Genomic DNA, 5,750 nt, shown 5'->3' with positions numbered 1-5,750 from the left:
GACTGCCATCAGCGCCGCAGCCAAACCGCCAATGGCGATCGCCCTAGATCCAAAACCTGTGCGCGTCATGGAAAACTCTCCCTGGTTTGAAATCCGGCCGGCTCGAAGCCTGCTGACCGATATATCCGTATGAATATAACAAGGGAAGGCCCGGCGCCTCATGAAAGCGTCTGTACGACACCAATTGTTTTGGTAAGACCGGGAAAAGAAACCTTGGAAAGGAAACTCCGGTGAAGATCAGCGCCCGCAACGTCCTCAAGGGAACGATCGCCGAGATCGTCAAGGGAGCCACCACCTCGCATGTCAGGATCGACATTGGCGGCGGCGCCATCGTCACCGCCTCGATCACCAACGAGGCCGTCGCCGATCTCAAGCTCGAAAAGGGCAAGCAGGCCTATGCCGTGGTCAAAGCCTCGGACGTGATGGTCGGCATCGACTGAAATTTGCGGCCTTAGACCGCGATCGGCGCCTTGATCGACGCGTCGGCGACGTAGTTTTCCAGCCGGAAATCCTCGAAACGGAAGGCGAAGAGGTCCTTCACCTCCGGATTGATCCACATCGTCGGCAGCGTCCTCGGCGTGCGCCGCAGCTGTTCGCGTGCTTGCTCGAAATGGTTCGAGTAGAGGTGCGCATCGCCAAGTGTGTGGACGAAATCGCCGGGTTTCAGCCCTGTCACCTGCGCCACCATCAAGGTCAGCAGGGCATAGGACGCGATGTTGAACGGCACGCCAAGGAAGATATCGGCGGAACGCTGGTAGAGTTGGCAGGAAAGCCGCCCTTCCGAAACATAGAACTGGAACAGGCAGTGGCAGGGCGGCAGCGCCATCGCTTCCACCTCGGCTGGGTTCCATGCCGAAACAATCAGCCGCCGCGATTGAGGATTTCTGCGTATCTCCTTGAGAAGATTCGCGATCTGGTCGATCGAGCCGCCATGGCCGTCCGGCCAGGAACGCCACTGCTTGCCGTAGACCGGGCCGAGATCGCCATTCTCGTCGGCCCATTCGTCCCAGATCGAGACGCCATGGTCGGTGAGATATTTGATGTTGGTGTCGCCGGCCAGGAACCACAGAAGCTCATGGATGATCGACTTGAGATGCAGCTTCTTGGTTGTGGTGACGGGAAAGCCGCGCGCCAGGTCGAAACGCATCTGGTAGCCGAAGACGGAGCGCGTTCCGGTGCCGGTGCGGTCGCCGCGGTCGGCGCCGTTGTCCAGCACGTGCTGCAGGAGGTCGAGATACTGGCGCATCGGTTCCGGCTCGATTCGGTTGTCCAGCCATCATAACTGACAGACGGGCGATCGAACACCACAAAGCAGCGCGCAAGCTATGCCCGAAGCCAGTCAGTCCCCAACAACATCACCGGCTGGCGCATGGACCGCGCCAGCCCGGCGAATTGAAGCGCGGCCGTCAGAGGGAGCCGAGTTTACCCAGGTCCTTGGCAACCAGGTAGTAGAAGGTAACCCGGTTCTTGGTGTTGTCGGCGGCCATCGCCTTGCAGACCTTCTCGATCGAAGCGTCGGCCTTGCTGTCGTCCGATATGCCGAGCTTCTTGGCAACCCAGCCAGCCTTGACGCGCTCCAGTTCCTTCGGATCGGTGCAAGACACCAGCGAGGAATCGCGGTTCCGAAGCGCAATGCCAAGATGCTTCACGATTTTGTCGACCACGTCGGCACTCGCCGAGGCATCGTATTTCTTCACGTCTGCAAGATAGTCGGCCATCAAAATTCCCCTCGTCGGCGCCACGGATCCGATCGATGAGGGCTGTGGCGCGCTGCTGCAACTTGTGCGCTATGTCGGTAACTCCTCACCGGGGCAAAGCTTCGGTTGAGACCGCGCTCAAGTCAACCCTTCGGACTTGCGGTTTTGACACGGGGACAAAGTGCCATTGCGGCCTTTCATTTCCTGCGATCGCCCCCTATATTCGGTTTGTCGGCTTGACCGACTATGGCGATAAATGGGCGATGAAATAAGCCGTTCGGACCCGGGGGCGGTACCCGGCGCCTCCACCAAAAGCCGCTGTTGACGACAGAGCGGTTTTTGCTGGGGGCGAAATAGGATCGACGAAGGTGTAAAGATCGTACTTTTGCCCGGCATGGTACCACCGTCATCGGGCTAAACCTGTAGTTGCAAATGACAACTATGCGGAAGCACGTCTCGCCGCGTAAGCGGTGCGATAGCTTCAAATCAAGCCCTAGAGGTTCGCACTTCTAGGCGGGGTTCGGAGGTACCTGGCAACAGAAACCTCCACTTCTCCCCTCCTCGGATATCCAGCATGCGCGACGGCAGTTCCGCCGCGAACGCGCCCTGCCGCGTGCTCCCTCTCCATGGACAAAACATGCAAAACGATTCCGATCGCTTTTTTGTGCTGACCGGCGGTCCCGGCTCCGGCAAGACCACCTTGATCGAAGCCCTGCGCCGGGCAGGCTTTGCCGCCTCGGTCGAAGCCGGGCGTGGTATTATCCGCGACCAGTCCGCCATTGGCGGACCCGCTTTGCCCTGGCACGATCGCGCCCTGTTTGCCGAGTTGATGCTGTCATGGGAGATGCGCTCGTATCAAATTGCGCTAGAACAGACCGGGCGTCCTGTTTTTTTCGATCGAGGCGTTCCGGACACGCTCGGCTATCTCAGCCTGAGCGGCCTGCCGATACCCGAACACGCCCACGCTGCCGCAGAGCGCTTCCGCTATCATCGGCGCGTCTTCGTCGCCCCGCTTTGGCCGGAGATCTTCGCGCAGGACAAAGAGCGCAGGCATACGCTCGACGAGGCCGAGCGTACCCACCATGCGCTGGTCGGCGTCTATACGGAACTGGGCTATGAGATGGTTCCGTTGCCGCTGGCCCCCGTCGAGGCGCGGCTGCGCTTCGTGCTGGCGCAAACCGGGGTGTAGCCTTGAAGTCGGACGCAATCGAGCGGGATGCACTATTCAATTCGAATGCATCCCGCTCTGGGGTCTATACCAGTCCCTGGCCGATCTCATCGGTTGCACTGGCGAAGGTCTCGCCGGGCAAGAGCATCTCATTATGGGCTCTGCCCGTCCGGATCATCGGAAGGCAATTGGCGAGTTCGGCAACACGGCAGTCGAAGAGCACCGGCCGGTTTACATCGATCATTTCCTGAATCGCATCATCGAGGTCGGCCGGCTTCTCACAACGTATGCCGACCGCACCGAACGCTTCAGCCAGTTTGACGAAATCGGGCAAAGTTTCGGAATAGGAATGCGCCAGGCGGTTTCCGTGAAGCATTTGCTGCCACTGGCGAACCATGCCCATGTAAGAGTTGTTCAAGATGAATATCTTGATAGGCGCATTGTACTGAACCGCCGCCGACATCTCTTTCATCGTCATCTGGACAGATGCGTCGCCGGCAATATCGATGACAAGGCTTTCCGGGTGCGCGATCTGCACGCCCAATGCCGCCGGCAAGCCATAGCCCATCGTACCAAGGCCGCCCGACGTCATCCAGCGACGCGGCTTTTCGAAACCGTAGAACTGGGCCGCCCACATCTGATGCTGGCCAACTTCGGTCGTAATGTAGGTGTCGCGATCCTTCGTCAGCGCGTAGAGACGCTCGACCGCGTATTGCGGCATGATCACCTCGTTGCTCATTTCGTAAGAGAAGGAGTTGCGCCCGCGCCAGCGCGCGATCTGTTTCCACCATTCGTCGAGGCGTCTTCTGTCAGGGTTTTGCGGCAGCGCACGCCATGAGCGAACCAGGCTGTCCACCACCTTGCCGGCATCGCCCTGAATGCCGACGTCGGCACGGACGGTCTTGTTGATCGAGGACGGATCGATATCGACATGGATCTTCCTTGAGCTCGGTGAAAAAGCCTCCACGCGCGAAGTCACGCGATCGTCAAAGCGGGCGCCGATGCAGAGCATAACGTCGCACTCATGCATGGCCATGTTCGCTTCGTACGATCCGTGCAGGCCGACCATTTTCAGCCAGTTCTTGCCGGATGCCGGATATGCGCCAAGCCCCATGAGGGTCGAGGTGATCGGGAAATCAGTCAGTTCGACAAGCTCCCGCAGCAGTCTCGATGCCTCCATGCCGGAATTGACGATGCCACCGCCGGTATAAATGACTGGACGACGGGCATTGGCCATCAACTCTATCGCCTTGCCGATCTCGTTGATGTCGCTCTCCACCGTCGGCCGACAGCTCTTCAGTGCAGCAGCATCCGAGGGCGGCGTGTACACGCCGGTGGCAAACAGGACGTCCTTTGGCATGTCGACGAGGACAGGTCCCGGTCGTCCGGACTTGGCGATGTGAAAAGCCCTGTGGATCGTTGACGCCAGTTCGTTGACGTCCTTGACCAACGAATTGTGCTTGGTGCAGGGCCGCGTAATGCCGACCGTGTCGCATTCCTGAAAGGCATCGGAGCCGATCAGCGTTGTCGGCACCTGTCCTGTCAGGCAGACGATCGGCACCGAATCCATAAGCGCATCCTGCAGTGGCGTTACCGCATTTGTCGTGCCTGGACCGGATGTGACGAGCATGACGCCGACCTTGCCCGTAGACCGTGCATAGCCTTCGGCGGCATGGCCCGCACCTTGCTCATGGCGCACGAGGATATGCTTGATGTCATCCTGTTGGAATATCTCGTCGTAGATCGGCAGCAAGGCGGCGCCAGGATAGCCGAAGACATGCTCTACGCCATTGTCTCTGAGTGCATGGAGAACGATCTCCGCGCCTGTCATGCGCTTGCTCGCGGTTTGAATAGGGTTCTCGCCCGTCATGGTTCTGATCCGTGGTGTATTGCGTGATGAGGATGATTGACGGGGCATCGCCCGGATTTCGGGCATAAAAAAAGGCCCCGTCAGGAGCCTGTTTACCGCGCATGGGTGGCTATCGCCGGATGGTTACACCATCCTGCCCATGCGCTTTCCTACCACCACGAGAGCCGTTGCGATCATCATGACCATCGCTGCTACAGCCGAAACCGGGCGTCGTCAACGCCTTTCGGACGGAACTGTCCGCGCCCAATGGCAAAGAGGCCGGCATGAGCCGGCCCCTTCGTTCTCATCGAAAGTCTACTACTCGGCCGGCGCCTCGACGGCCTCGCGAGAGCGGCCGAGCGTGACCTTGGCCAGCGTGAAGGAAATCACCGCGCAGAGCGTGATGCCGGCCACCATCGGCAGCGGCGTACCGTCGAAGAACACGCCGGCAACACCCATGGCCAGTGCGCCGATGGCGAAATGCAGCGTGCCCATCAGCGCTGACGCCGTGCCGGCAATCTGGCCATGCTCTTCCATGGCCAGCACCGACGTGGTCGGAATGACCAGACCAAGGAAGCCGTAGCCGACGAACAGCAGCGCCGCCATCACGTCGAGCCGGTCGATGCCCGTCGCCATCACCGCGAACAGCACCACCATCGTCGTGGCATAGCCGGTCACCGCAACGCGCACCACGCGCCTCAGGCCGAAGCGCTCGGCCAGCAGCCCCGTCATCTGCGACATGCCGATGAAGGCGACCGCGTTGATCGAGAAGAACACGCTGTAGACCGAAGGCGACAGGCCGTAATGGTCGATCAGGATGAACGACGAGCTCGACAGATAGACGAAGAAGCTGGCAATGCCGAAGCCGGCAATCGCCGTGAGGCCGAGGAAGTTACGGTCGCCCATCAGGAAGCGGTAGGCCGACAGCGCGGTGCCGAAGGAGGACCCGGCGCGATCTTCCACCGGCCGCGTCTCCTTGAGCGAGGTCGCCAGAAGGATGGTGGCCAGCAGAGCCGCGCCCGTCACCGTCCAGAAC

6 protein-coding genes and 1 other RNA gene are annotated in these 5,750 nt (G+C 60.2%); 3 read left to right on the top strand and 4 right to left on the bottom strand.

Annotated features, from left to right (window positions below; all coding sequences use genetic code 11):
* Positions 1-230: 230 nt before the first annotated feature.
* Positions 231-440: a molybdopterin-binding protein gene (locus tag ENZ74_RS19440; protein WP_024501417.1), complete on the top strand. Its 210-nt coding sequence runs from the start codon at positions 231-233 to the stop codon at positions 438-440.
* Between the two features lie 11 nt (positions 441-451).
* Here ENZ74_RS19440 and ENZ74_RS19435 read toward each other — a convergent pair whose 3' ends face one another.
* Positions 452-1,246 (bottom strand): thymidylate synthase, encoded by a 795-nt coding sequence (locus ENZ74_RS19435; RefSeq protein ID WP_024501420.1) that lies wholly within the window; start codon positions 1,244-1,246, stop codon positions 452-454.
* Positions 1,247-1,406: 160 nt separating this feature from the next.
* Entirely contained in the window at positions 1,407-1,718 is a 312-nt protein-coding gene (locus ENZ74_RS19430; protein WP_013531020.1) for a DUF2853 family protein, read from the bottom strand.
* Positions 1,719-1,888: 170 nt separating this feature from the next.
* Here ENZ74_RS19430 and ssrA point away from each other — a divergent pair.
* Both ssrA and ENZ74_RS19420 read left to right on the top strand, forming a co-directional pair.
* Positions 1,889-2,248: a transfer-messenger RNA gene (gene ssrA / locus ENZ74_RS19425) on the top strand.
* Between the two features lie 86 nt (positions 2,249-2,334).
* A complete protein-coding gene (locus ENZ74_RS19420; protein ID WP_199489657.1) occupies positions 2,335-2,886 on the top strand; it encodes an AAA family ATPase in 552 nt (183 codons plus the stop codon).
* Between the two features lie 64 nt (positions 2,887-2,950).
* Here the strand turns inward: ENZ74_RS19420 and ENZ74_RS19415 are convergent, their stop codons facing one another.
* Complete coding sequence (locus tag ENZ74_RS19415; protein WP_063168283.1) at positions 2,951-4,735, bottom strand: acetolactate synthase 3 large subunit; 1,785 nt, start codon at positions 4,733-4,735, stop codon at positions 2,951-2,953.
* A 297-nt stretch (positions 4,736-5,032) separates the two neighbouring features.
* On the bottom strand, positions 5,033-5,750 hold a 718-nt coding region (locus tag ENZ74_RS19410), incomplete at its 5' end, for an MFS transporter (RefSeq protein ID WP_127312929.1).

The organism is Mesorhizobium sp. M7A.F.Ca.CA.002.15.2.1 (assembly GCF_003998715.1).
GTDB lineage: Bacteria > Pseudomonadota > Alphaproteobacteria > Rhizobiales > Rhizobiaceae > Mesorhizobium > Mesorhizobium ciceri.
Note: the sequence above shows the minus strand (reverse complement) of the source record. Positions and strands in the feature narration are given on the sequence as shown.

Excerpts from the sequence above, each read along its gene's own strand:
- ENZ74_RS19415 (WP_063168283.1), bottom strand. The coding sequence starts at position 4,735 with ATGACGGGCGAGAACCCTATTCAAACCGCGAGCAAGCGCATGACAGGC.
- ENZ74_RS19420 (WP_199489657.1), top strand. The coding sequence starts at position 2,335 with ATGCAAAACGATTCCGATCGCTTTTTTGTGCTGACCGGCGGTCCCGGC.
- ENZ74_RS19435 (WP_024501420.1), bottom strand. The coding sequence starts at position 1,246 with ATGCGCCAGTATCTCGACCTCCTGCAGCACGTGCTGGACAACGGCGCC.
- ENZ74_RS19430 (WP_013531020.1), bottom strand. The coding sequence starts at position 1,718 with ATGGCCGACTATCTTGCAGACGTGAAGAAATACGATGCCTCGGCGAGT.